Raw genomic sequence first — 23,835 nt, forward strand, 5'->3', positions numbered from 1 at the left:
TCGTCGAAGCGTTATCGAATGGACATTGTTCACCGAAAACGGCCGGACACTGTACAAAAGTTCTGCGCTACAACCGATGGCGTGCCGATTCGAACCCCAGTGGTGACAGTGGTCTTCGCGGGCGTCCCCGAACCGCCCGCGTCCTCGGAGCTGCAGGTGGTCGCCCACACCCCCGACGAACGCGAAGCGATCTGGCACGCCACCGTGCTGCGCCCGGACGTCCTCGTCCTGCCCGTTCACCCGCCCGCGCTCGACGGACTCGCCGTGACGCGTGAGGTGTCGTCCCGCGTGCCGGAGACCGCCGTACTCGTGCTGACCCCGCCCGGCGACGGCGAACTCGTGGTCGCCGCGATGCACGCGGGCGCCCGTGGCGTCCTGTCCCGGAGCGCGGGTCACGCCGATCTGGTCCGGTTCATCCGCGGGGTGGCGGCGGGCGCGGTCGTCTTCGGCGAGCGCGCGGCCGACCGGCTTTACGGTCTGCTGGCCGCGGCGCAGCCGCTGCGGGCGTTCCCGCGGCTGACCTCACGCGAACACGAGGTGCTCGACCTCCTGGCCGGCGGGCTGGGGGTCCCGGCCATCGCGCGACAGCTGGGGCTCGCGCCCAAGACCGTGCGCAACGTCGTCTCGTCGGTACACGCCAAGGTCGGCACGGACGACCGCGCGGTGCTGCTCGGGCAGGCGCGCAACGCGGGGCTGGGCCGTCACTCGTAAGTGCGTGGCGTCCAGACGACTCCGTTCTCGGCGCGGGTCTTCGACGAACCCACGATCAGCAGGCAGCGCATGTCCACCGTCGCCGGATCCAGGGTGCCGAGGGTGACCACGCGGATGTCCTCCTCCGGGCCGCCGACGTCGCGGGCGACGACCACCGGCGTCTCCGGCACGCGATGCCGGAGCAGGACGTCGCGGGCCTGCGCGAGCTGCGTGGTCCGCGTGCGCGACGCCGGGTTGTAGAGCGCGAGCACGAGGTCCGCGGCACCCGCCGCGTCGAGCCGTTTCTCGATGATCTCCCACGGCTTGAGCCGGTCGGACAGCGACAGCACGCAGTAGTCGTGCCCCAGCGGGGCGCCGACCCTGGACGCGGCCGCCTGCGCGGCGGTCACCCCCGGCACGATCCGCACCCGCGTCCCCGTGCCGTGCCCGGCGGCGACCTGCTCCAGCACCGCCGACGCCATCGCGAACACACCGGGATCACCCGACGACACCACCGCGACCTTGGCACCGTTCGCGGCCAGTTCCAGCGCCTCGACGGCGCGTTCCGCCTCGACCCGGTTACCCGACGCGTGCCGCCGCTGGCCCGCGCGCTGCGGCACGCGCGCGACGTACGGGCCGTAGCCGACGATGTGTTCCGCCGCGGCCAGTTCCTCGGTCGCTTCGGGGGTCAGCCAGTCCGGTCCCGCCGGGCCGAGCCCGACGACCACGACTTCGCCACCGGCGCGGGTTTCCGGAGTCGTTTGCTTCGGGCGTTCCCCCGCGAGACGCGACGCGTAAGCCGGGCTGGGCAGCAGCGCCAGCGAGAAGTACGGCACCGACTCCGGGTCGACGTCGGCGAGCGGCTCGACACGCTGCGCCTGCCAGGTCGCGCGTTCGATGTAGACGGCGTCGTCCAGCTTCCCGGCCTCGGCCAGCGCCTCGCGGACGTTGCCGAACGTGCGGCCGAGTTTGAGCACCGCCGCGGCCTGCGTGTCGGCGAGGCGTCGCGCGAGTTCCGGCGCGGGCAGCGTGCCGGGCAGGATGGTGAGGACCTCGTCACGCTGCACCAGCGGACGACCGAGCACCGACGACGCCGCGCTGACCGACGTCACGCCGGGCACCACGGTCGCCTCGTAGCGGTCGGCGAGCCGTTCGTGCATGTACATGTAGGAGCCGTAGAAGAACGGGTCGCCTTCGCAGAGCACGACCACGTCACGTCCGGCGTCGAGGTGTTCGGCGAGCCGTTTCGCGCTCAGCTCGTAGAAGTCGGCGATGGCGCCTTCGTAGCCGCCCGGGTGGTCGGTGGTCTCGGTGGTGACCGGGTAGACCAGCTTCTCCTCGATCTGGCTGCCCCGCAGGTACGGCTCGGCGACCGAACGCGCGATGCTCCGACCGTGCCGGGCGCTGTGATAGGCGATGACGTCGGCCTCGCCGATCAGCCGCGCGGCCTTGACCGTCATCAGTTCCGGGTCGCCGGGACCGAGTCCGACCCCCCAGAGTTTCCCGAGCCCGCTCATTCGACCTCACTCGCCATCGCGTTGATCGCGGCGACGGCCATCGCGCTGCCGCCGCGGCGTCCGTGCACCACCAGATACGGAGCGGGGGCCTGCTCGGCAAGCTCCACTTTGGACTCGGCGGCGCCGACGAAGCCCACCGGGACACCGATGATCGCGGCCGGGGCACCGACGCCCTCATCCAGTAATTCCAGCAGGCGGAACAACGCGGTGGGCGCGTTGCCGATCGCCACCACGGACCCTGGCAGCTTGTCGCGCCACAGCTCCAGCGCGGCCGCGGAACGGGTGGTGCCCATCCGCTCGGCCAGCCCCGGCACCTTCGGGTCGGACAGCGTGCACAGCACCTCGTTGGCCGAAGGCAAACGTTTGCGGGTCACCCCGGACGCGATCATGTTCGCGTCGCAGAGGATCGGCGCGCCCGCTTCGAGCGCCGCACGGCCGGACTCCACCACGTCCAGGCTGTAGCGGAGGTCGTCGACGAGGTCGACCATCCCGCACGCGTGGATCATCCGCACGGCCAGCACCGCCACGTCGTCGGGCAGGATCGCGAGATCCGCCTCCTCGCGGATGGTGGCGAACGAATGCCGGTAGATCTCGGCCCCGTCCCGGATGTAGTCGATCACTGCTGTCCCTTCACTTCGGCACTGCCCTTCCGCGCCAACGTCCTGGCCAGATCGCCGACCGGGACCCATACCCCGTCGACCAGATAACCGTCCTCCGTCGCGACCACGTCGACGTGCTCGCGCGCGGGCTTTCCGCACCGCCGCGCACAACCGGCGAAATGGACCCTCGGGGTCTCGCCGACCCGCGCCGCATCGGCCCGGACGTCGGCGAGCGACTTCACACAACCCGGGCGTCCGATGCAGGCACTGATCCCGAGCGACGGCGCCTGAGGATCGACGATCAAGCCCGAGTCGCCGTCCAGCGTGCCGAGGACGAGGATCGAACGCCACGGCGTGACCACGGCGTTCCCGGCCCTCGCGATCGCGCGCACCTGTTCGGCGGTCAGGCGGCCGAAGACCGGGGCGACCCCGATGGCGTCACCGAGGGGCCCGATAGGCAGGCCTGGGTTCGTGTCGAAGTCCCGCGGTTCTTCTTTTTCGCCCGGTATGTCACGAAGAAGTGGTTCCGTGTCGGGAAGTTCGCTGACCCGCCAGGCGGTTTCCCTGATGCGGACGAAGGCGCGCGCGACCGAGATCAGCGCCTCGACGGCGTGTTCCGCGGTCACGCGCAGGCCGGTGTCGGCGCCGTCGAGCAGCAACGCGCCGTCGCGCCAGCAGACGTCGGCGCCCTCCCCTGAGACGTCGCCGCGACCGCCGTCGAACGCGAAGAGGAAGCGTCCGGGAAGTTCGGCCAGCTCAGGGACGGCGCACAGGGCCTTGTCGAGTGCCGGGGCGAGTTCTTGCGCGACGCCACTCAGGGGCGAGGCGAGGATGTTGCGGACGCGTTCATGCGACGGCGAGGGCAGGAGCCCGGCCGCGGAGAGCCTGCCCGCGAGCCCTGGACGGGTGACGCCGCGCAGCTGGACGTTGCCGCGGGAAGTCAGGTGAAGAGCGCCGTCTCCGAGGTCGTCGGCGGCGTCCGCAAGTGCCCTGAGCTGGGCTCCTGTGATGGCGCCGCCGGGCAGCCGGACCCGGGCGAGCGGACCGTCGGCCGCGTCGTGCGTGGCGAAAACGCCGGGGCACGCGTCGGCTCGGACACGCGCGCTCGTGGACATGCGCTCACTGTAGATGGCCACTTCAGAGGAGAGTATCTCTCAGATCATATGTAGTAGGTGTGCTACATTCAGTCGCAGCACTGAGATGGGGGTGACCAATGAGAGATCCACAAGACCTGATGATCTCCGTCAAAGATCTTCGGATGCGGTACGGGACGAACGACGTCCTCCACGGCGTGGACTTCACCGCGCACCGCGGCGAGGTGATCTGCCTGCTGGGGCCGAACGGGGCGGGCAAGACCACGACGATCGAGATCCTCGAAGGCTTCCGGATGCGCTCGGAAGGCGAGGTCAGCGTGCTGGGCATCGACCCGGCGCACGCGGACGAGAACTGGAGGGCGCGGCTGGGAGTCGTCCTCCAAGCCTGGCGCGACCACGCGAAATGGCGCGTGCGGGAGCTGCTGGAGCACCTCGGCGGCTACTACGCGCCGTACTCCACCGACCGCATCAAGCGGCCGTGGGATCCGGACGAACTGGTCGCCGCGGTCGGGCTGACCGAGCACGCGGACAAGAAGGTCCGGATGCTCTCGGGCGGGCAGCGGCGCAGGCTGGATGTCGCGATCGGCATCGTCGGGCGTCCGGAACTGCTGTTCCTCGACGAACCGACCGCCGGACTGGACCCGGAGGCCCGGCGCGAGTTCCACGAACTCGTGCACCGGCTGACCGATGACGACGACACGACGATCCTGCTGACCACGCACGACCTCGACGAGGCCGAGAAACTGGCCGACCGGATCCTGATCCTGAACCACGGGCGGATCGTCGCCGACGGTTCCGCCGACTCGCTGAGCAGGCAGATCGCCGGCGAGGCCGAGGTGCGCTGGACGCTGGACGGCCAGCGATTCGTGCACGCGACCACGGAATCGACGAAGTACGTGCACGAACTGTTCAAGCAGCACGGGGACGCCATCGGCGACCTCGAGGTCCGGCGGGCGTCGCTGGAAGACACCTACATGACCCTGGTCCGCAAGGCCGAAGCTCCCCGCTCGGAGGTGGGTGTGTGATGAACGCGATTCAGCACAGTGTCCGGCTGGGCGTCAGACGTGGCCTTCTCGAGTCGCGCCAGACCCTGACCAACAGCGAGGACCTGTTCAACACCTTCCTCTTCCCGGCGCTCTTCGTGGTCGCCATGTTCTTCATGCGTAACGCGAAACTTCCGGGAACGGAGTTCTCGCTCGGCGCCGCCACCGTGCCCAGTGTGCTGGGCGCGTCGATCGTGTTCAGCGGCATGCTCGGGATGGCAGGCGTCCTCGCCGTCGAACGCGAGGACGGCACGCTCCTGCGCGCCAAGGCCACCCCGAACGGCATGGTCGGCTACCTTGTCGGCAAGGTCTTCACGATCTCCATCGGCACGGTCATCGGGATGCTGCTGGTCCTGATTCCCAGCTTGATCCTGTTCGACGGCATCGCGCCGGGCGGGTGGGCGTCGTGGCTGGGCCTTCTGTGGGTGCTGGTGCTCGGCCTGCTCGCCACCATGCCGATCGGCGCGATCTTCGGCTCGCTGACCACGAACGCGCGCAGCATCGGCCTGATCATGCTGCCGACACTGGGCCTCGGCGCGATCTCGGGGATCTTCTACCCGATCACCGCGCTGCCGGAATGGCTGCAGTACATCGCGCAGGTGTTCCCGATGTACTGGCTCGGCCTCGGCATGCGGTCCTCGTTGCTGCCGGACTCGACGGTGATGATCGAGATCGGGCAATCTTGGCGGCCGTGGGAGACCCTCGGCGTGCTGACCGCGTGGACCGTGATCGGATTGGCACTGGCCCCGGTCGTCCTGCGGCGTATGGCGCGGCGCGAGTCCGGGTCCTCGGTGGCGGCACGACGGGAAAAGGCGATGCAGCGAATTGGCTAGTTCATGAGCGAGGTCGTATACAACCGGATCGCGATGCTGCGAGCGGAACGGGGCATCTCCCGCCGCGAACTCGCCGATGCGCTGGGCGTGCACTACCAGACCATCGGCTACCTCGAACGCGGCGAGTACAGCCCGAGCCTCTACCTCGCACTGCGGATCGCGGAGTTCTTCGAGGTGGCGGTGGAGATCATCTTCTCCACCGCTCCTTTCCCGCGGATCGGGGACTCCTCTTCGGAGCGGACAGCGTGAGCCTGCTGGAGCGGGCACACGCTGTCCGCCTGGGACGCGACGGGCACCGAGTCGGGGTTCCCGGTCACCGCCGAAGTCCGCGAAGTGCTACGGCACAACGGCTTCATCGAGATGATCGCCGGATTGCCGTCGGCAGGCGGCGGGTCGGCTCCCATACTGGACGAACTTGGTGTGACGGAAGAGCTGGTGCGTGATCTGGGCGCCACTGCTCGACGAGAATGCCGTCTGGGGCGGACCCGGCCCGGCGCCCCCGTTCGCGGCCCTGCCGCCCGCCGATCGAGATCGCCGAGCACCGGCGACGCAAGGAAGCGGCCGTCGACGCCCAGGAGTACCCCCAGGCGGCGATCGTGCGCGACGCGGAGAAGGAGGTCCTCCGCATGCGGTCCAGGCTCATCCAGGAGTGGGCGGTGACCGTCGATCCGGTGGATCTCGCCGAGGCGGTCGTTTCCCTGCGGGAACAGGTCGCGATCCTGCGGAAGCGACTCGCCGACTAGCAATTAGTCGGCTAAATGCGGTAACCACGCGAACCGACCGGATCACCCTTCAGTGGTAAATGCACCGGTTCGCGGTAACGTAAAATTACGAACACCTGTTCGACAGGAATGCGGTATTGTGGGGGTGTGTCCGAGACGATCCTTCCCGAGTTGCCGCAGGAACTGTGGCGCGCTGGCAAGCTGGAGCTTGCCCACGGCGTGCAGCAGTTCCTGCAGGTGATGCGGGTCGCGTCCGCCGGATTGGGCCGGTATTTGGCGGAGGTCGAGTCCCGTGGCGTGAAAGACTTGTACGGCTATGGGACGACGGTTTCGTGGTTCGCCGATATCGCCGGGTTGTCTGTGGGTGAGGCGCGGCCATATGTGAATCGCGCGATCGACCTGAACCCCACCCGCGCTCTCGACGGCACCGAGATCCCGGCGTTCGCGCCCGCGACCGGCGCGGCGGCGGCGGACGGTGCGATCGGCGAGGAACGGATCAAACAGATCCTGGAGATCCTGCGGCAGATCCCCGGCGAGGTGGCGGCAGAGGATCGGGAGCACGCGGAGAAGACACTCGCCGACCTGGCCCGGAAGGCGGGTCCTCGGCAAGTGTCGGAACTCGGAGAGCAACTGCTGGGATGGCTCGACCCGGACGGCAACGAACCCAAGGACCCCGAACCTGCCCAGCCCCGCCGGGAACTGACGTTGGAACGCCGGAAGGACGGGTTCTGGAATCTGAAGGGCCTGCTCGATGACGAGTCCGGGGCTCGGACCGCGGCGGCATTGGAGGCTTACGCGAAGCCGCGTCCGGTGGACGAGTTCGGCCAGGCCGACCTACGCAGCAAAGCCGAACGCCAGGGGGACGCCTGGGTCGACCTTGTCGATCTCGCGGTGGCCTGCCCTGATCAGCCCGGCACCAATGGCTACCGGACCTTGGTGCATGTCACCATCGGCCTGGAGGAACTCAAAACCGGGCTAGGGACCGCCTGCCTCGACTTCGTCGGCACGATGACCGCCCGCGAAGCACGCATGGCCGCCTGCGACTGCCTCATGCTGCCGGTCGTGCTCAACGCCGCCGGGGAACCTCTCGATGTGGGACGGCTCAGGCGGTTCGTCACCCCAGGCCAACGCCGAGCCTTGAACATCCGGGACCGGGGCTGCGCCTTCCCCGGCTGCAACCGCAGACCCAAGAACTGCCACGCCCACCACATTCATCACTGGGCAGATGGCGGACCGACCGATCTGCGGAATCTAGTGCTGGTCTGTTCTTTCCATCATCGGCTGATTCATCATGGCGATTGGCAAGTCCGCATAGCCCCCGACGGGCTGCCGGAGTTCATACCACCCCAGTATCTGGATCCGTTGCGAAGAACCCGGCGCAACACCCTCCCTGCCTGACTCTGACCCCGAGGAGCCCGCCAGCCACACCGGCGACGGGCCCCTCGGCATGCCCACACGAGACCCGAGCCCCAGCATCACGGCACCAGAACCCCAAGAGCCACCCCTGCCCCGCGCGCCCAACCATCCGGAAACTCAGTCACACCCCTCCACCAGCGGAGATGCCCCTGCCGGACACATCACCTTGACTCCCGCCGGACCGCACCGGAGAGTGAGCGGGAACCCACGCGTCGGCAAGCGGAGGAACCCGGTGAGACTCCGGGGCGGTCCCGCCACTGTCACCCCTCCAGCCAAAGAGGGGAAGCCAGGAACTCCGGCCGTCGCGACCGCACGACCCGGGGCGCGGACACCCCGAGTGAGGACTGCCGTGATCCTGCTTCTGTCCACTTCGGACACCGACCTGCTCAGCGCCCGTTCCAGCGAGGCCGATTACCGGCTGGCGAACCCCGCCCGGCTCGACCTGGCCGAGTTGCCCGCACTGCTCGACGGCGCCCAGATCGTCGTCGTCCGGATCCTGGGGTCCGAGCGCAGCTGGTCCGACGGGCTCGACGCGGTCCGCGCGAGTGGCGCGCACGTGGTCGTCCTCGGCGGCGAGCAGACGCCAGACGCGCAGCTCATGAAGCTCTCGACGGTCCCGGCCGGTACGGCGGCCGAGGCTCACGCGTACCTGGCGCAGGGCGGGCCGGAGAACCTCACCCAGCTGCACCGCTTCCTGAGTGACACGCTCCTGCTCACCGGCGACGGTTTCGAGCCACCCGCGGTGCAGCCGCTCTGGGGAGTCCTCGAGCGCACGACCAAGACCACCGAGGGCCCGGTCATCGCGATCCTCTACTACCGAGCGCATCACCTGTCCGGGAACACCGAGTTCGTCCACGCCCTCTCCGACGCCATCGAGGACGCCGGGGGCCGCGCGCTCCCGATCCACTGCGCGTCCCTGCGCACCCGCGAGCCGGAGATGATGGCCGAGCTGGCCAAGGCCGACGCGCTCCTCGTGACCGTGCTGGCCGCCGGCGGCACCAAGCCGTCCGAGGTCGGGGCGGGCGGGGACGACGAGGCGTGGGACGTCGCCGAGATGGCCGCGCTCGACATCCCGATTCTCCAGGCACTGTGCCTCACCAGCGATCGCGAGACCTGGTCGGCGAACGACGACGGGCTCTCCCCGCTCGACGCGGGTAACCAGATGGCCGTGCCCGAGTTCGACGGGCGCCTCATCACCGTCCCGTTCTCGTTCAAGGAGATCGACGACGACGGCCTCCCCAAGTATGTGCCGGACGCCGAGCGTGCGTCCCGCGTCGCCAAGATCGCGCTGGCGCACGCCCGCCTGCGGCACACGCCGCCTCAGGAGCGCAAGATCGCGCTGATGCTGTCTGCGTACCCCACCAAGCACTCTCGCGTCGGCAACGCCGTCGGCCTCGACACGCCCGCGTCCGCGATCGAACTCCTGCGCCGCATGCGTGACCGGGGCTACGACCTCGGCGAGGACCCGTTCCCCGGCGTCGAGCCGACCGGCACCGACCAGCCGGACGGCGACGCCCTGATCCACGCGCTCATCGCCGCGGGCGGCCAAGATCCGGAGTGGCTGACCGAGGAACAGCTGTCCGGCAACCCGATCCGCGTCCCGGCCGACAAGTATCGCGAGTGGTTCGCCGAGCTGCCCGCGGAGCTGCGCGAGGGGATGGAGGAGCACTGGGGTCCCGCCCCCGGTGAGCTCTACGTCGACAACGGCGACATCGTCCTGGCGTCCCTGCAGTCCGGCAACGTCATCCTGATGATCCAGCCGCCCCGCGGGTTCGGCGAGAACCCGGTGGCGATCTACCACAACCCGGACCTCCCGCCGAGCCACCACTATCTCGCCGCCTACCGCTGGCTGGAGCAGGAGTTCGGCGCGCACGCCGTCGTCCACCTCGGCAAACACGGTTCGCTGGAATGGCTTCCCGGCAAGACCGCGGGCCTCTCGGATTCCTGCGCGCCGGACGCCGTCCTCGGCAACCTGCCGCTGATCTACCCGTTCCTGATCAACGACCCCGGCGAGGGCGCGCAGGCGAAACGGCGTGCGCACGCCACGATCGTCGACCACCTGATCCCGCCGATGGCCCGCGCCGAGAGCTACGGCGACATGGCCCGCCTGGAGCAGCTTCTCGACGAGCACGCCAACATCGCCGCGATGGACCCGGCGAAGCTGCCCGCGGTCCGCGCGCAGATCTGGACGCTGATCCAGGCCGCGAAGCTCGACCACGACCTCGGTGTCGAGGAACGCCCGCACGACGCGGAGTTCGACGACTTCCTGCTGCACATCGACGGATGGCTGTGCGAGGTCAAGGACGCCCAGATCCGCGACGGCCTGCACATCCTCGGTGCCGCGCCGGAAGGTGAGGCGCGGATCAACCTCGTGCTCGCGATGCTGCGTGCCCAGCAGATGTGGGGCGGCAAACAAGGTGCTGTTCCGGGACTCCGCTCCGCCTTGGGGTTGAAGGAGAACAGCGACGCACCACTGTCCGAAGTGGACGCGATCGAGCAGAAGGCCCGCTCGCTCGTCGAGGCGATGGAGGCCCGTGACTGGTCCCCCGCCGCCGTCGCCGAGGTCGTCGCCGACGTCCCCGAACACCAGGACGTCGCCCGCGTGCTGACCTTCGCCGCCACCGAGATCGTGCCGCGCCTGGCGGGCACCGGCGCCGAGATCGACGCCGTGCTCCACGCGCTCGACGGCGGCTACATCCCGGCGGGTCCCAGTGGTTCTCCGTTGCGTGGCTTGATCAATGTGCTGCCGACCGGCCGCAACTTCTACACCGTCGACCCGAAGGCCATCCCGAGCCGTCTCGCTTGGGAGACCGGGCAGGCGCTCGCGGACTCGCTTCTCCGCCGTTACAAAGAGGACACCGGCGACTGGCCACGTTCGGTTGGCCTCTCGGTCTGGGGTACGTCGGCCATGCGCACTTCGGGTGACGACGCGGCGGAAGTCCTTGCCCTGCTGGGTGTCCAGCCCGTCTGGGACGAGGCTTCGCGGCGGGTCACCGGGATCGAGGCGATCTCGCTCGCTGAACTCGGCCGCCCGCGCGTCGACGTCACCGTGCGGATCAGCGGTTTCTTCCGTGACGCCTTCCCGCATGTGATCGCGCTGATGGACGACGCCGTCCGCCTGGTGGCGAACCTGGACGAACCGGATGAGCAGAACTTCGTGCGTGCCCACACTCGCGCGGATCTGGCCGCGCACGGTGACGAACGCCGGGCCACCACGAGGATCTTCGGTTCCAAGCCCGGCGCGTACGGCGCGGGCCTGCTGCCGCTGATGGACTCCGGGAACTGGCGTGACGACAAGGATCTCGCCGAGGTCTACGCGGTCTGGGGCGGCTTCGCCTACGGCCGCGACCTCGACGGCAGGCCGGCGCGCGAGGACATGGAGAACTCGTACAAGCGGATCGTGGTCGCGGCCAAGAACACCGACACCCGCGAGCATGACATCGCCGACTCCGACGACTACTTCCAGTACCACGGCGGCATGATCGCGACGGTCCGCGCGCTGACCGGGACCGCTCCGGCGTCCTACGTCGGCGACAGCACCACCCCGGACGCGGTCCGCACCCGCACCCTCGGCGAGGAGACCGCCCGTGTCTTCCGTGCCCGCGTGGTCAACCCGCGCTGGCTGGCCGCGATGCGCAAGCACGGCTACAAGGGCGCTTTCGAGCTGGCGGCGACGGTCGATTACCTCTTCGGTTTCGACGCCACCGCCGGGGTGGTCGGCGACTGGATGTACGAGAAGCTCACCGAGTCCTACGTGCTCGACGAGGTCAACCAGGAGTTCTTGCGCCAGGCCAACCCGTGGGCGCTGCGCGGCATCATCGAGCGGCTGAACGAGGCGGCCGACCGGGGGCTCTGGGCGGAGCCGGACGCCGACCTTTTGGCTCAGCTGCGCGAGGTCTACCTCTCGCTGGAGGGCGACCTCGAATCCTGACGTCACCCGCTGGAGCAGCCTCTTGGCCCTCCCGGCGGTACCACTGTCGTATGCGCAGAACTTAGCGTGACAGGGGCGGTGGGACGACAACGATCGGGAGGACAGCGATGATCAAGCGTCTGTTGAAGGTCGTGCTTCGCCACGGTTGCTGCTCGGCGTGCACCGGTCAGGGTTGCGGCTGCTGCGACGCCTGCAAGTAGGTCAAGGGCGGACACCCGGGATATGGGTGTTCGCGCGGCGGACGTCGGCGGCGAGGGCAGTTACCTCGATCACCCGGCGTCCGGCCGCTTCCAGTGTTTCGGCGCCGACACAGTCGACGAACACCGACGGCTCGCGCCAGGCGAACACCACGCGGGGCAGGCCGGCGTCGAGGATGAGCTGGGTGCAGCTCCTCGGATGTGAGGTCCGGGAGCTGCACGGCTCCAGCGACGTGTACATCGTCGCCTCCGCCAGTCTCGGGTCTCCCGGTTCGAGCTTGGCGAGCGCGGCTTCTTCGGCGTGGTTGTTCGGATCGCCGTCGCCCGAGTAGCCGGTGGAGATGACCTCGCCGTCGGCGGCGGTGATGACCGCGCCGACGCGGAAAGTACGCGGCGGGCAAAGATCCGCCAGCGCGATGGCCTCACGCAACCGCAGAATGTCCACTTCGGACGGTTCGGGCGTGGCGTGGTACTCCAGCACGGCGATGTCGCCCAGCCTCGTGGTGCCGGTCAGTGTCAGCCCACGTGGGAACGCGCCGGGTCCGGTGAACCGGGGCGCTCGCGGGTCGCCGACGAAGAACGGCGCGATCGCCAGGTGCAGTTCGTCGACCAGTCCCTCGGTGAGGAACTGGGTGTGGATCGCGCCGCCGCCCTCGACCATCAGCCGCCGTACGCCGCGGGAGTGGAGGTCGGCCAGCATTTCCCGCAGGCCGATCAGCTCGACAACCGTCGCTTTGACCCCCGTGACGACGCCGGGCGGGGCGTAGACCACCTTCTCCGCGTCGCCGACGGTGAAGAACTGCGCCGCCGGATCGAGTGACCCGCTCCGCGTGAGCGTGACCTTGGCCGGCTGTTCCGGGCGGCCCGCCGCGACACGTTCGGCGACCAGGTCCGGCGAGCGGACCAGCAGCCGCGGATTGTCGGTCCGGACGGTGTTCGCGCCGACCAGGATCGCGTCCGAAGCCGCGCGCAGTCCGTCCACCCTGGCCCAGTCGTCCTCGTTGGACAGCATCAGCCGGGTGTCGGTCGCGTCGTCGAGGTACCCGTCCAGCGAAACCGCGGCGGACAGCAGGACGTGAGGGCGTTCGATCACGTCCGCCAGTATGCCCCGGCCAGTCGCGGGTCGCCGAGGTGACAGACCGTGTCCAGGGGCGGTGGGGCTTGTGCCAGGTCCTCCGTTGCCGGAATTCGGCAATACGAGACGCCCTGAATCCAAGGACAGCGCTCAAGAAATCCTGTCTGCGCACTGCTTACCACTACCGGGCGAACGTCGCCAAGCGCGCACATCCCAGATTTCCCTTGCCACGACCAGCATTACCGAATATCGACGACGGTGGTGGCAGTCGCATGATCCAGAACTGTCGGCGGGGAGTTGTAGGTTCGTTGGGTGAACCACCGTTCTGACCCTGTCGCCGCGAAACGGCGACGCCTAGCTTCACATTCTGCGCGGCGGCGGTGAAGCCGCGCCGGGCCAGCCACCATTCCTGACCGCTCCGTTGCCGCGAAACGGCAACCGGCCTCCCAGTTCGCTCAGGTCACCCTCACGCGTCGAAGTCCACCGTCACCGCGTCGGACACCGGCACCGACTGGCAGCCCCCGCTAAATCGGTCGCACCGGAGCCGCACGCGGGCTACCCTGGACCGATGATCTTCTGAGACGAACCTGCGCCCTTAATCCACCTCCTTCGCAGGGAGTCTCATGTCTACTTCACTGACGCTTTCCGACGTCACCTTCACCTGGCCCGACGGCGGCCCGGTCTTCGAACGCCTCTCGCTCACCATGGGTGTCGGCCGCACCGGCCTCGTCGGCACGAACGGTTCCGGCAAGTCCACGCTGCTCAGGCTGCTCGCGGGCAGCCTGCGGCCCGAGTCCGGTTCGATCACCGCACCGGGGGAAATCGGTTACCTGCCGCAGAACCTCGTCCTCGACACCGGCCGCCGCGTCGACGACGTGCTCGGCGTCACCGCGATCCGCTCGGCGATCAAGGCCGTCGAGAGTGGTGACACCACCGAAGAGCACTTCGCCACCATCGGTGACAACTGGGACGTCGAGGAACGCACTCGCGCGATCCTCGACAGGCTCGGTCTGGGCGCCGTCCGCCTGGACGAGCGGGCGGGCGAACTGTCCGGCGGTGAACTCACGCTGCTCGGGCTGGCCGCCCTGCTCCTGCGCCGTCCCGCCGTGCTGCTGCTCGACGAACCCACGAACAACCTCGACCTCCGGGCCCGCGAACTCGTGCACCGCGAGGTGGCGGGCTGGAGCGGGATCCTCGTGGTGGTCTCCCACGACCGCGAGCTGCTCCAGCTGGTCGACCGGATCGACGAGGTCCGCGACGGCGAAGTCACCACGTACGGTGGCAACCTCGCGGACTACGAGCACTCCGTCGAAGTGGCCCAGGAAGCCGCGCGGCGGCATGTCCGGGCCGCGGAATCCGACGTCAAACGACAGAAGCGGGAGCTGATCGAGGCCGGGATGAAACTCGCCCGGCGGGCCCGCTACGGCCAGAAGATGTGGGACCAGAAACGCGAACCCAAGGTCCGGATGCGCAAACGCCAGGAGGACGCGCAGATCGCGGCGGGCAAGCACCGGAACCTGCACACCGACAGACTGGAGGGCGCCGTCGAGACGCTGAAGGCTGCCGAGGAACTGGTGCGCGAGGACGCCGAGATCCGCGTCGAACTCCCGGAAACCCTCGTGTTCCAGGGGAACGACGTGCTCCGGATCGACGCCGTCCCTCGGTTCGGGCCGCCGGTGAACCTGCACGTCATGGGCCCGGAGCGGATCGCACTCGTCGGCCCGAACGGTTCCGGCAAGACCACCCTGCTCCGCACGATCACCGGCGAACTCCCGCCACGCTCGGGCGAGGTGGGGCTGTTCGTCCCGGCCCGGCTTCTCCCCCAGCGGCTCGACGTCCTTGACGACACATTGTCCATAGTGGACAACGTCCGACAGGTCGCACCGTCACTCACCGACAACGAGATCCGCGCCCGGCTGGCCCGGTTCCTGTTCCGGGGCGCGACGGCCGACCGTGAGGTGGCGTCACTGTCCGGCGGGGAACGGTTCCGCGCGGCGCTGGCGGCGTTGCTGCTCGCGGAACCGACACCGAAACTGCTGCTGCTCGACGAGCCGACGAACAACCTCGACCTGGCAAGTGTCCGGCGGCTCACCGAAGCGTTGCGGGCCTACCGGGGCGCGCTGATCGTGGCGAGCCACGACCGGCCGTTCCTGAAGGACCTCGGCATCACCCGATGGCTGGAGATCTCTTGAGGGGTAAGGCAAAGGTGACGTCTTACGTGCTCGCCCGGGTGCTGAACCGGGTGTCGCGAAAGCCACTTTCGGGACATCAGATGTCCCGAAAGTGGCTTTCGCGACATGCCCGGTGCGCGTGCTTGGCTCCGTAACTCGCGTGTCCAGGCCCGTAACTCGCGTGCTTGAACCCGTAACACACCTACAACGGGATTCCGCCGCGAGTTACGGGTTCAAGCACGCGAGATCGCCGTCCAATCACGTGTGATCGCCGTCCAAGCACGCGTGTTCTCCGTTCAAGCACGCGAGATCGCCGTTCAAGCACGCGTGATCGCGGGTTAGGCGTCGAAGTCCACGGTGACTGCTTCGGAGACCGGCACCGACTGGCAGGTGAGGACGAAACCGGCGTCGACTTCGGCCTTCTCCAGGGCGAAGTTGCGCCGCATGTCCACCGTGCCGTCGCAGATCTTCGCCCGGCAGGTCCCGCATACCCCGCCCTTGCAGGCGAACGGCAGGTCCGGCCGGTACTTCTGCGCGCCGTCGAGCAGGGAGGAATTCCGTGGCAGCGTCATCGTCGTCGACCGGCCGTCGAGCACCAGCGTGACCTCGCTGGAGGACCCCACGACAGCCGGATCGACGTGGTGCACCGGCTCCGGCGGAGTGTCCACATAGAACAGTTCCTGGTGGATGTTCTCGTCGGGGACTTCCAGTGACCGCAGCAGTTCCTGCGCGCCGGTGACCATGTCGAACGGCCCGCACAGCCACCAGTGTGCGACATCCTCGACCGGGATCAGCACGGTGCACAGGCGCCGCAGCTTCTCGACGTCGAGGCGGCCGGTGAACAGTTCCGCCTCGCGTGGCTCGCGGGAGAGCACGTGCACGAGTTCGAGCCGGGCGGGATAGCGGTCTTTGAGGTCCGCGAGGTCGTCGGCGAACATGACGGTGTCCGTGCGGCGGTTGCCGTAGAGCACGGTCACCGTGGCGTCGGAATCGCTGAGCAGCGACGACGCGATCGACAGCACCGGCGTGATCCCGGACCCCGCCGCGACCAGCACGTGATGCCCGGCCGCTGCCAGATCCGGGGTGAAGTGACCGGTCGGCGCCGCGACCTCGATCTCGTCGCCGGGCCGCACGTCGCGCACGAGCCACGACGAGAACAGCCCGCCCGGCACCTCACGGACGCCGACGCGTGGCGCCGCACCGGCGGGCGCGCAGATCGAGTACGACCGGCGCTCGTCGCGGCCGTCGACCTCGCGGCGCAGGGTCAGCGACTGACCGGCCTTGAAACGAAACGTGTCGGCCAGGTCTTCGGGCACGTCGAAGGTCACCGCGACGGCGTCGTCGCACAGGCGCTGGACGTCGGACACCTTCAGGGTGTGGAAACCCGTGCGGCGCAGGGTCGCTGTCACTAGATCTCCTTGACGTGTTCGAACGGTTCGAGGCAGAACCGGCAGCGGCGCAAGGCTTTGCATGCCGTCGCGCTGAAGCGGGACTGCTCCTCGGTGTCCGCGGAACCACAGTGCGGGCAGCGGACCGAGGACGCCGGCGGGCTCAGGGTGAGCGGGATCGGGCCGGTCCGGCGTGGCGCGGCCCCGGGCGGCGCGATCCCGGCTTCGGCCAGTTTCCGCTTGCCGTCGTCGGTGATCCAGTCCGTCGACCAGGCAGGCTGGAGGACCGTGCGGACCTCGACCTCGGCGTAGCCCGCGCCGGTCAGCGCGTGGACGAGGTCATCACGCATGGTGTCCATCGCCGGGCAGCCGGTGTAGGTCGGGGTGATCGCCACGACCACACGACCGCCGGATTCGGACACCTCACGCAGCACGCCGAGATCGGCGAGGGTGAGCATCGGCAATTCCGGATCGGTGACCGTTGCCGCCACGGCGTACGCGGTCACCATGTCGCGTCCGGATGTTCCCTGGCGACGCTCTGCAGTTCCGCCAGCAGGAAGCCCATCCGCTCGGTGTGCACGCCGTCGCGGCCCATCCGGCCGGAGACCCCGGCGAGCGCGCCGGTTTCGGGCCGCGTCAGGGTCGCGGCGGCGAGCACCTGGTCGAGGATCTCGTCGAACTCGGGCCGCAGCGACGGTGACTCGACGAACTCGACCTCGTGCGCGGTGAACAGCTCGCCGAGGTAGGGCCAGACCGCGTCGATGCCTTCCTGCATCCGCTCACGCGACAGTTCGGTTCCGTCGCCCAGCCGGACGGCCCACTGCGCCGCGTAGTCGCGGTGGTAGGCGACTTCCTTGACGCCCTTGTCCGCGATGGCCGCGAGCACAGGGTCCACAGAGGACTGAAGCCGCTGCAACAAGGCGAGGCGCCAGATGGAGAAGACCAGCAGCCGCGCGATCAGGTGCCCGAAGTGCCCGCCTCCGAGTTCGGCGAGCCGGACGTTGCGGTACTCCTGCTCGCTCCGGAAGAACGCGTAGGAATCCTCCGAGCGCCCGCTCCCGTCGGCCTTGCCCGCGCGGGCCAGCAGCAGCCGCGCCTGCCCGAGCAGGTCGAGCGCGATGTTGGCGATCGCGACCTCGTCCTCCAGTTCGGGCGCGTTCGTGCACCACTCCTGCAGCCGGTGCGAAAAAATCAGCGCGTCGTCGCCGAGCATCAGGCAGTAGGCCGCGAGCCGGGCACCGTCCACACCGGACGGAACCGTGGTGTCCACTCCGGACAGTGGGTCTTCGAACCCGGTGCCGAAGGCCCAGCGGGAGTCGTTCTCCTCGGTGATCGCCTCATAGGCGTTGTCGAAGCTCATGTCAGATGTGGGGGACGTTGTCGGGGATGTCGTAGAACGTCGGGTGCCGGTACACCTTGTCGCCGCTGGGCGCGAAGAACGGGTCCTTCTCGTCCGGCGAGGACGCCGTGATGTCCGACGCGCGCACGACCCAGATCGACACGCCTTCGTTGCGGCGGGTGTAGAGATCGCGGGCGTGGTGCAGCGCCATGTCGTCGTCCGCCGCGTGCAGCGAACCCACGTGCACGTGGTTCAGGCCGCGCTTGCCCCGGACGAACACCTCGTACAACGGCCAGTCGTGCTTCATGCCGAAGCCCCCTTCTTGGCGGCGTGAGCCGCTGCGCCTTCCCGCACCCAAGCACCGTCTTCCTGGGCCCGCCGCCGGTGCGCGACGCGCTGGGCGTTGCAAGGACCGTTGCCCTTCAACACGTTCTTGAACTCGTCCCAGTCGACGGCGCCGAAGTCGTAGTGCCCGCGTTCGGCGTTCCACTTCAGGTCCGGGTCCGGGAAGGTGACACCCAGCGCCTCGGCCTGCGGGATGGACATGTCGACAAACCGCTGCCGCAGCTCGTCGTTGGTGTGCCGCTTGACCTTCCACGCCATCGACTGCGCGGTGTTCGGCGAGTCCGCGTCCGGCGGGCCGAACATCATCAGCGACGGCCACCACCAGCGGTTCACCGCCTCCTGCACCATCGCGCGCTGTTTCTCGGTGCCGCGCATCATCGTCATCAGCAGTTCGAAGCCCTGCCGCTGGTGGAAGGACTCCTCCTTGCAGATGCGGATCATGGCGCGGGCGTAGGGCCCGTACGAGCTGCGGCACAACGGGACCTGGTTGCAGATCGCCGCGCCGTCGACCAGCCAGCCGACCACACCGACGTCGGCGAAGGTCAGTGCCGGGTAGTTGAAGATCGACGAGTACTTCTGCTTGCCGTTGATCAGTTTGTCGGTCAGGTCCGCGCGGTCGGCGCCGAGCGTGGCCGCCGCCGAGTACAGGTAGAGCCCGTGTCCCGCCTCGTCCTGCACCTTGGCCAGCAGGATCGCCTTGCGCCGCAAGGAAGGCGCACGGGTGATCCAGTTGCCCTCGGGCTGCATGCCGATGATCTCCGAATGCGCGTGCTGCGCGATCTGCCGGATCATCGTCTTGCGATATCCCTCGGGCACCCAGTCGCGCGGCTCGATGCGCTGGTCGCGCTCGATGGTGTGCTCGAAGTGCCGTTCGAGGTCTTCCTCGGACTGTGTTCCCTCAAAAACCGTCGCGGTCATGACTGCTCCTTCGCCACCAGGGTCAGCACGTCGTACTTCGCGACCGAGTCACCATCTTGGTTGGTCACGTCGGCGTCCCAGCGGACCTCGCCGTACTCCTGGTCGATCCGCGGGGTGATCTGCTTCGCGGTCAGGGTCACGGTCAACGAGTCGCCGACCTTGACCGGAGTGAGGAACCGCAGGTTCTCCAGGCCGTAATTGGCCAGGACCGGACCGGGTTCCGGTGAGACGAACAGGCCCGCGGCGAACGAGACCACGAGGTACCCGTGCGCCACGATCCCGCCGAACAGCGGGTTCGCCGCGGCCGCCTCGGGATCAGTGTGGGCGTAGAAGGTGTCGCCGGTGAACTCGGCGAAGTGGTCGACGTCGGACTGCAGGACCGTGCGCGGCCCGGCGACCACGGAGTCACCGATCTTCAGCTCCGCCAACGACTTCCGGAACGGGTGGACGTCGCCCTCGGTGCGCGGGGCGCCGGCGACCCAGCGGCCGGTGACCGTGCTCAAAACGGCGGGCGAACCCTGGACGGCCGTGCGCTGCATGTGGTGCAGCACGCCGCGGACGCCGCCCATCTCCTCGCCGCCACCGGCGCGGCCAGGACCGCCGTGGACCAGCTGGGGCATCGGCGAACCGTGCCCCGTCGACTCCTTGGCGTCGTCGGCGTCCAGCACCAGCAGACGGCCGTGGTACGGCGCGACACCGAGGACGACCTCGCGCGCGAACTCGGCGTCGGCGGTGACGATCGAGCCGACCAGGCTGCCGCCGCCGCGTGCGGCGAGCTCGATGACCTGCTCGGTCGAGGTGTAGGGCAGCAGCGTCGACACCGGGCCGAACGCCTCGACCTCGTGCGGCTCGGAGCGCTCCGGGTCCGCCTTCAGCAGCACCGGCGAGATGAAGGCGCCACGCTCGGCGTCCGCGCCGACGACGTCGACCTGCTCCGGGTCGCCGAAGACGACCGTGCCGACGTCCAGCAGCGCCTTGAGCGACCGGCGGACCTCCTCACGCTGCTCCAGGCTGGCCAAGGCACCCATGCGGACACCTTCGGCCGTGGGGTTGCCGACGGTGACCTTGGCCAGGCGCGCGCTCGCGGCCTCGGCGACGGCGTCCAGCAGGCCGACGGGCACGAAGGCGCGGCGGATGGCGGTGCACTTCTGGCCTGCCTTGACCGTCATCTCGGTGGTGAGCTGCTTGACGAAGAGGTCGAACTCGGTGGTGCCGGGTTCGGCGTCCGGCCCGAGGATCGAGCAGTTCAGCGAGTCGGCCTCGGCGTTGAACCGGACGGAGTTGCGCACGATCGCCGGATGCGCGCGGAGCTTCTGCGCCGTCGACGCGGAGCCGGTGAACGAGACGAGGTCCTGCGCGGTGACGTGGTCGAGCAGGTCGCCGACGCTGCCCGCGACGAACTGCAGCGTGCCCTCGGGCAGGATGCCGGACTCGATGATGATCTCGACCAGCCGCGCGGTCAGGTACGCGGTCTGGCTGGCGGGCTTGATCAGGCTCGGCACCCCGGCGAGGAACGCGGGCGCGAACTTCTCCAGCGGTCCCCAGACCGGGAAGTTGAACGCGTTGATCTGGACGGCGACGCCCCGCAGCGGGACGGCGATGTGCTGGGCGACGAAGGTGCCACCCTTGCTCAGCGGCTCGACGTTGCCGTCGACGTAGACGGTGTCGTTCGGCAGTTCGCGCTTGCCCTTGCTGGAGTAGGCGAACAGGACGCCGATGCCGCCGTCGATGTCGACCATCGAGTCGCCCTTGGTCGCGCCGGTCCGCGCCGAGAGCGCGTACAGCTCGTCGCGGTGTTCACGCAGGTGGGAGGCCAGTGCCTTCAGCAGCGCGGCACGCTGGTGGAAGGTCAGCTCACGCAGCGCGGGGCCACCGGTGCGACGGCCGTACTCCAGCGCGGCGGCGAAGTCGATGCCGTCGGACGAGACCCGGGCGACCTCTTCACCGGTCGAGGCGTCGTGCAGCGGTACGCCGTCGGTTTCCGCCGTGTGCCATCCGCCGGAGACGTAGCTGCGCAGCAATGCCATGGGGCGACCCTTCGTGGTGGAATGAATTACAGACCGTCCGTTCAGTAATTCACTGTAGCTCCTGTCCGGGCACTTGCAAACCCCCGGACGGCGGTGGACCCTTGACATCTGCGCGAAGTCGCGCCTTTACTGGCGACACCTTTTAACAACCGTCCATTCGGTCAGTAACTAGGCGGTGCGATGACGACCAACGCGGCCCACGCGATGTTCGCCGACGACCTGGCGTCGAACGCGCTGGGTATCGAGCTGGTCGAAGCCGCCGAGGGGCACGCCGTCGCCACCATGAAGATCACCGAGACGATGGTCAACGGCCACGACATCGCCCACGGCGGCTACGTCTTCCTGCTCGCCGACACGACGTTCGCCTGCGCCTGCAACAGCCATGGCCCGGTCACCGTCGCTTCCGGCGCGGAGATCTCCTTCGTCGCCGCCGGACGCCTCGGCGACCACCTCATCGCCACCGCCACCGAGCGGACCCGCTACGGCCGCAACGGCATCTACGACGTCACCGTGCACCGGGAGACCCCCGACGGGCCGGAGGTCGTCGCCGAATTCCGCGGCCGCAGCCGCACCATCCAGAAGGCACCGAACCGATGACTTTCAGCGACGACGCCGAGAACCTGACCATCGACGAACTCCAGGCGCTGCAACTGAGCCGCCTCCAGTGGACGCTGCGGCACGCCTACGACAACGTGTCGTTCTACAAAAGGAAGTTCGACGAGGCGGGCGTCCACCCGGACGACTGCGAGACGCTGGAAGACCTGGCGAAGTTCCCGTTCACCACCAAACAGGACCTGCGCGACAACTACCCGTTCGGCATGTTCGCCGTGCCTGAGTCGGAAGTGAGCCGGATCCACGCGTCCAGCGGCACCACCGGGAAACCGACGGTCGTCGGCTACACCGCCGAGGACATCGACACCTGGGCGACGGTGATGGCGCGGTCGATCCGCGCGGCGGGCGGGCGGCCGGGCGACAAGGTCCACGTGGCCTATGGCTACGGATTGTTCACCGGCGGTCTCGGCGCGCACTACGGCGCCGAGAAACTGGGCTGCACGGTGATTCCGGCGTCCGGCGGGATGACAGCGCGCCAGGTGCAGATCATCACCGACTTCAAACCCGAGATCATCATGGTCACCCCGTCGTACATGCTCACGCTGCTCGACGAGTTCGAACGGCAGGGCGTCGACCCGCAGGCGAGTTCACTCAAGGTCGGCATCTTCGGCGCGGAGCCGTGGACCGAGCAGATGCGCACGGAGATCGAGGAACGCGTCGGCATCGACGCCGTCGACATCTACGGCCTGTCCGAGGTGATGGGCCCCGGCGTCGCGCAGGAATGCGTCGAGACCAAGGACGGCCTGCACATCTGGGAGGACCACTTCTACCCCGAAGTGATCGACCCGTTCACCGAGAAACCCATCGACGACATCGGCGAACTGCTGTTCACCTCGCTCACCAAACAGGCGCTGCCGATCATCCGGTACCGCACGCGCGACCTCACCCGCCTGCTGCCGGGCACCGCGCGGCCGGCGTACCGGCGGATGGAGAAGGTGACCGGGCGCAGCGATGACATGATCATCCTGCGTGGCGTCAACGTCTTCCCCACGCAGATCGAGGAAGTCGTGCTGGTGACCCCCGCGCTCGCGCCGCATTTCCAGCTGATCCGGTCCACGAAGGGCCGGATGGACCACCTGACCGTCCGTGTCGAAGCGCGTCCGGACGTGTCCGCCGAGCAGCGCGAACAGGCCGCGGCCCGGCTGATCGCCGGGGTCAAGGACGGGGTCGGCGTGAGCGTCGGCGTCGAGGTGGTCGACCCGGACACGCTGGAGCGTTCGCTGGGCAAGATGCGCCGCGTCCTCGACCAGCGGGACCGCGGGTGACCGCCCCCGCCCGCCGGGGCCGCCCCGGTTACGACCTCGAGTCGCTGTTGCAGGTCGCGGTCAGGCTGTTCAACGAACGCGGCTACGACGGCACCAGCATGGAGGATCTCTCCCGCAAGCTCGGCATCACGAAATCCGCGATCTACCACCACGTGCCGAGCAAGGAGGAGCTGCTGCGGCTCGCCGTCGACCGCGCGCTGAACGGCCTGTTCGCCGTCGCCGCCGAGACGGAATCCTTCGAGGGCAAGGCGATCGAGAAACTCGAGCACCTGGTGCGGGGCAGTGTCCTCGTGCTCGTCGAGCAGCTGCCGTTCGTGACGCTGCTGCTGCGCGTGCGCGGCAACACCAAGATCGAGCGGGCGGCGCTGGCGCGTCGGCGCGAATTCGACCGGCTGGTCACGGACCTGGTGAAACAGGCCGAAACCGAAGGCGACGTGCGGCCCGACATCGATCCCGCGGTCACCGCGCGGCTGCTGTACGGCATGGTGAACTCGCTGATCGAGTGGTACCGGCCGCGCCGGGGTTCGGCGGGGACGGAACTGGCGGACGCGGTGTGCAAGATCGCGTTCGACGGCCTTCGGACCCAGTAGCTGAAGGGGACTTTCCCCGCATCTCATGCGGGGAAAGCGCCCTTCACCGCGTCGCACGCGGTC

21 protein-coding genes and 1 riboswitch are annotated in these 23,835 nt (G+C 68.8%); of the genes, 11 read left to right on the forward strand and 10 right to left on the reverse strand.

The features are described 5' to 3' along the window. The first annotated feature begins 81 nt into the window (after positions 1-81). Positions 82-711 carry a LuxR C-terminal-related transcriptional regulator gene (locus ACLARN_RS38175; protein WP_409496349.1) on the forward strand — a complete coding sequence of 210 codons (630 nt, stop codon included), beginning with the start codon at positions 82-84 and terminating at the stop codon, positions 709-711. Here the strand turns inward: ACLARN_RS38175 and ACLARN_RS38180 are convergent. From ACLARN_RS38180 to ACLARN_RS38190, 3 genes are read right to left on the reverse strand one after another with little or no spacing between them, the layout of a single operon-like run. Then, a complete protein-coding gene (locus ACLARN_RS38180) occupies positions 702-2,207 on the reverse strand; it encodes a precorrin-2 C(20)-methyltransferase (RefSeq protein ID WP_409496350.1) in 1,506 nt (501 codons plus the stop codon). The genes ACLARN_RS38175 and ACLARN_RS38180 overlap by 10 nt on opposite strands. Then, positions 2,204-2,827, reverse strand: a complete 624-nt coding sequence (locus ACLARN_RS38185) for a precorrin-8X methylmutase (RefSeq protein ID WP_409496351.1) — start codon at positions 2,825-2,827, stop codon at positions 2,204-2,206. Before ACLARN_RS38185 ends, ACLARN_RS38180 begins: the two co-directional genes overlap by 4 nt. Further along, positions 2,824-3,921, reverse strand: a complete 1,098-nt coding sequence (locus tag ACLARN_RS38190) for a precorrin-3B synthase (protein ID WP_409496352.1) — start codon at positions 3,919-3,921, stop codon at positions 2,824-2,826. The genes ACLARN_RS38185 and ACLARN_RS38190 overlap by 4 nt, the downstream gene beginning before the upstream one ends. Positions 3,922-4,019: 98 nt before the next feature. On the opposite strand from ACLARN_RS38190, the gene ACLARN_RS38195 reads away from it, so the two are divergent. From ACLARN_RS38195 to cobN, 6 genes are all read left to right on the forward strand, one after another. Next, entirely contained in the window at positions 4,020-4,925 is a 906-nt protein-coding gene (locus tag ACLARN_RS38195) for an ABC transporter ATP-binding protein (RefSeq protein ID WP_409496353.1), read from the forward strand. Beyond that, positions 4,925-5,776, forward strand: coding sequence for an ABC transporter permease (locus ACLARN_RS38200; RefSeq protein WP_409496354.1), 852 nt, complete (start codon positions 4,925-4,927; stop codon positions 5,774-5,776). The genes ACLARN_RS38195 and ACLARN_RS38200 overlap by 1 nt, the downstream gene beginning before the upstream one ends. Positions 5,777-5,779: 3 nt before the next feature. Further along, entirely contained in the window at positions 5,780-6,025 is a 246-nt protein-coding gene (locus tag ACLARN_RS38205) for a helix-turn-helix transcriptional regulator (protein ID WP_409496355.1), read from the forward strand. A gap of 218 nt (positions 6,026-6,243) precedes the next feature. Further along, positions 6,244-6,519, forward strand: a complete 276-nt coding sequence (locus ACLARN_RS38210; RefSeq protein WP_409496356.1) for a hypothetical protein — start codon at positions 6,244-6,246, stop codon at positions 6,517-6,519. A gap of 126 nt (positions 6,520-6,645) precedes the next feature. After that, entirely contained in the window at positions 6,646-7,896 is a 1,251-nt protein-coding gene (locus ACLARN_RS38215; RefSeq protein ID WP_409496357.1) for a DUF222 domain-containing protein, read from the forward strand. A gap of 240 nt (positions 7,897-8,136) precedes the next feature. Next, a riboswitch (cobalamin riboswitch) is annotated at positions 8,137-8,210 on the forward strand. A gap of 53 nt (positions 8,211-8,263) precedes the next feature. Continuing rightward, the gene (gene cobN, locus ACLARN_RS38220) at positions 8,264-11,845 is read left to right on the forward strand and encodes a cobaltochelatase subunit CobN (RefSeq protein ID WP_409496358.1); all 3,582 of its coding nucleotides are present in this window, start codon (positions 8,264-8,266) and stop codon (positions 11,843-11,845) included. Between the two features lie 201 nt (positions 11,846-12,046). On the opposite strand, the gene ACLARN_RS38225 is transcribed toward cobN, so the two are convergent. Next, positions 12,047-13,135, reverse strand: coding sequence for a dihydrofolate reductase family protein (locus tag ACLARN_RS38225; protein WP_409496359.1), 1,089 nt, complete (start codon positions 13,133-13,135; stop codon positions 12,047-12,049). 605 nt (positions 13,136-13,740) lie between these two features. Between ACLARN_RS38225 and ACLARN_RS38230 the strand changes: the two genes are divergently transcribed. Then, the gene (locus tag ACLARN_RS38230) at positions 13,741-15,309 is read left to right on the forward strand and encodes an ABC-F family ATP-binding cassette domain-containing protein (protein WP_409496360.1); all 1,569 of its coding nucleotides are present in this window, start codon (positions 13,741-13,743) and stop codon (positions 15,307-15,309) included. Between the two features lie 317 nt (positions 15,310-15,626). Here ACLARN_RS38230 and paaE read toward each other — a convergent pair whose 3' ends face one another. The 6 genes from paaE to paaZ are packed head-to-tail and all read right to left on the reverse strand — an operon-like array spanning position 15,627 to position 21,305. Further along, complete coding sequence (paaE, locus tag ACLARN_RS38235; protein WP_409496361.1) at positions 15,627-16,697, reverse strand: 1,2-phenylacetyl-CoA epoxidase subunit PaaE; 1,071 nt, start codon at positions 16,695-16,697, stop codon at positions 15,627-15,629. Continuing rightward, complete coding sequence (paaD, locus tag ACLARN_RS38240) at positions 16,697-17,185, reverse strand: 1,2-phenylacetyl-CoA epoxidase subunit PaaD (protein WP_409496362.1); 489 nt, start codon at positions 17,183-17,185, stop codon at positions 16,697-16,699. Before paaD ends, paaE begins: the two co-directional genes overlap by 1 nt. Further along, complete coding sequence (gene paaC, locus ACLARN_RS38245; RefSeq protein ID WP_409496363.1) at positions 17,179-18,036, reverse strand: 1,2-phenylacetyl-CoA epoxidase subunit PaaC; 858 nt, start codon at positions 18,034-18,036, stop codon at positions 17,179-17,181. Before paaC ends, paaD begins: the two co-directional genes overlap by 7 nt. Before the next feature lies 1 nt (position 18,037). Beyond that, positions 18,038-18,322: a 1,2-phenylacetyl-CoA epoxidase subunit PaaB gene (paaB, locus tag ACLARN_RS38250; protein WP_005168080.1), complete on the reverse strand. Its 285-nt coding sequence runs from the start codon at positions 18,320-18,322 to the stop codon at positions 18,038-18,040. After that, positions 18,319-19,278 carry a 1,2-phenylacetyl-CoA epoxidase subunit PaaA gene (gene paaA, locus ACLARN_RS38255; RefSeq protein WP_409496364.1) on the reverse strand — a complete coding sequence of 320 codons (960 nt, stop codon included), beginning with the start codon at positions 19,276-19,278 and terminating at the stop codon, positions 18,319-18,321. Before paaA ends, paaB begins: the two co-directional genes overlap by 4 nt. Continuing rightward, positions 19,275-21,305 (reverse strand): phenylacetic acid degradation bifunctional protein PaaZ, encoded by a 2,031-nt coding sequence (paaZ, locus tag ACLARN_RS38260; RefSeq protein WP_409496365.1) that lies wholly within the window; start codon positions 21,303-21,305, stop codon positions 19,275-19,277. Before paaZ ends, paaA begins: the two co-directional genes overlap by 4 nt. A 204-nt stretch (positions 21,306-21,509) precedes the next feature. Here paaZ and paaI point away from each other — a divergent pair, with 204 nt between their 5' ends. The 3 genes from paaI to ACLARN_RS38275 are packed head-to-tail and all read left to right on the forward strand — an operon-like array spanning position 21,510 to position 23,772. After that, the gene (paaI, locus tag ACLARN_RS38265) at positions 21,510-21,902 is read left to right on the forward strand and encodes a hydroxyphenylacetyl-CoA thioesterase PaaI (protein ID WP_409496378.1); all 393 of its coding nucleotides are present in this window, start codon (positions 21,510-21,512) and stop codon (positions 21,900-21,902) included. Further along, complete coding sequence (gene paaK, locus ACLARN_RS38270; RefSeq protein WP_409496366.1) at positions 21,899-23,182, forward strand: phenylacetate--CoA ligase PaaK; 1,284 nt, start codon at positions 21,899-21,901, stop codon at positions 23,180-23,182. Before paaI ends, paaK begins: the two co-directional genes overlap by 4 nt. Next, entirely contained in the window at positions 23,179-23,772 is a 594-nt protein-coding gene (locus tag ACLARN_RS38275) for a TetR/AcrR family transcriptional regulator (protein WP_409496367.1), read from the forward strand. Before paaK ends, ACLARN_RS38275 begins: the two co-directional genes overlap by 4 nt. Positions 23,773-23,835 lie beyond the last annotated feature (63 nt).

This window comes from Amycolatopsis sp. cmx-11-12 (assembly GCF_046269425.1).
In the GTDB taxonomy this organism is placed as follows: Bacteria; Actinomycetota; Actinomycetes; order Mycobacteriales; family Pseudonocardiaceae; genus Amycolatopsis.